2 protein-coding genes and 1 pseudogene are annotated in these 1,720 nt (G+C 65.2%); 2 read left to right on the top strand and 1 reads right to left on the bottom strand.

Annotated elements, in window-relative coordinates:
• Positions 1-315 carry a GNAT family N-acetyltransferase gene (locus AC1DEY_RS23665; RefSeq protein ID WP_476870127.1) on the bottom strand — a complete coding sequence of 105 codons (315 nt, stop codon included), beginning with the start codon at positions 313-315 and terminating at the stop codon, positions 1-3.
• 171 nt (positions 316-486) lie between these two features.
• On the opposite strand from AC1DEY_RS23665, the gene AC1DEY_RS23660 reads away from it, so the two are divergent.
• The gene (locus AC1DEY_RS23660) at positions 487-810 is read left to right on the top strand and encodes a hypothetical protein (RefSeq protein WP_476870126.1); all 324 of its coding nucleotides are present in this window, start codon (positions 487-489) and stop codon (positions 808-810) included.
• 202 nt (positions 811-1,012) lie between these two features.
• Positions 1,013-1,720, top strand: a pseudogene (locus AC1DEY_RS23655) (hypothetical protein); the annotation flags it as partial.

The following is a 1,720-nucleotide window of genomic DNA, read 5'->3' as shown; positions in this document are numbered from 1 at the left end:
TCAGGGTCCCGTGGCGATTGCTAGGATTCCCAGCGGTTCGCCGGCCTCCATCATGGGCGTCGGATGAAGGCCTTGATTTCGGGCGACACCCATAGAGGCGTAATGCTCGGGATGCACAAACGCCACGAAGCTGCTCACGCCTTTGGATCGCAACCAACCGGTCATCTCCTTGGTGGCTTCGGACGCCATCCCCTGGCCCTGATGGATTGGTGAAATAACCCAGGCGATGTCGGCAACAAGTTCCGACCCGTTCTGCTCGACTGTGAGCCCCGGCTCAGCTGTAGTCGTGGCGGAGGACGGCGCCCAGTTCCGCATTGCGGGTGGCGACCCGGCTGGCCTTGCCGACCGTGTGGTGCCGGGCGAACCGAAGAGGCCGCTCCCATCAGTTCTGCACCCTGACCTGCAGCGACGTAATCGCAAACCGGTCCTGGGCGTTACTATCAGCATGGGCCCGGATGACCGGCCCGAAGCCTTTTGGGGGAACAATTGAAAAACAAGACCATCCGTCTCGGCGCCGCCGGGGCACTCGCCGCTCTGTCGCTGGTCGGTCTCGCGCTTCCGGCGCAGGCTGTAACGACGGATCCCTGCGGCCCGCCCGTTGATTCCGTCATATTCTGCACGGCCGACAACGGATCGGTCTATCCCGTGCTGGTCGACAGCGCCGCCGTGACGGGGCCGCGGCCCGGCATCAGTGGTGCCATCCAGGTCGGCAGCACCCTGACCGTTATTGACGGCACCTGGGGTCCCCGGGACGCCACCTGGGGTCCCGGGGACACCACGCTGACACCATCAATGGCTGCGCAACGATGAGCCCGTCCCGGGCGCCACCGGCCTCACCTACCTGCTGACCGAGGCGGACCTCGGTAGCATAACCGCCCTTGTCACGAACGCCGGCGGCGCCGTCCCCTCTTTCCTTCCCGGGTACGTGAGCTTCGTATCCGCGAGCATCAACCTGCATAGGCCCAGCCGCCTCGTGATCGCTACGCCGGGGAATTTTCGGGGCGCTACGGGCATGTATTTCCAGTACCAATGGCTTCGCGACGGCGCGCCCATCGCGGGTGCCACCGGGAAAATGTTCGACACGACGGGCTGGGGTTCGAAGGGGCTGCTCAGTGTCAGGGTCACAGGCCACGCTGCCGGATTCAGCCCGGTCACTGCGACCTCTACACAGCGCGACGTTTCCTCTTACAACCAAACGCCCGGCGCCGTGGTAACCGGCGGCACCGGTCTGGGGGACGTCCTCACCGGCGTTGATGATGTTCCCTGGGCTTTTAACGACCAGGAGCACGAGTACCGGTGGCTGCGTGACGGCATTGTCATTCCCGGAGCCACCGGGCTGACCTACACGATCACTGCCGAGGATCAGGGGCACACACTGGTCCTTGAGTCCGGTGTTTCGGGGTTCTTCTCCGGTCACGCCTGCTCCAACCGGGTAGCTGTGCCGGCGGCCGCGGACGTCGAGCTGAAGCAGTTGACGAATATCACCAAGCCGGTCGTGACGGGGACCTTCGTGATTGGCTCTGCGATGAAGGTGACGTCCGGCACCTGGTCTGAACCGGTCGAGAAGCTGACGTTCACCTACGACTGGCTGTCCAAAGACGGGGTGTGGGGCAGCGGCCGGACCTTCACGCCCCGCCCCGCGGCCTACGTCGGCCCGACCTACGTCGGTGAGACCGCCACGGTCGTCGTGACCGCCTCGGCTCCGGGCTACGCCCCGGCC

Source organism: Arthrobacter sp. 05T47 (genome assembly GCF_056395825.1).
This window is presented reverse-complemented; position numbering and strand designations above follow the sequence as displayed.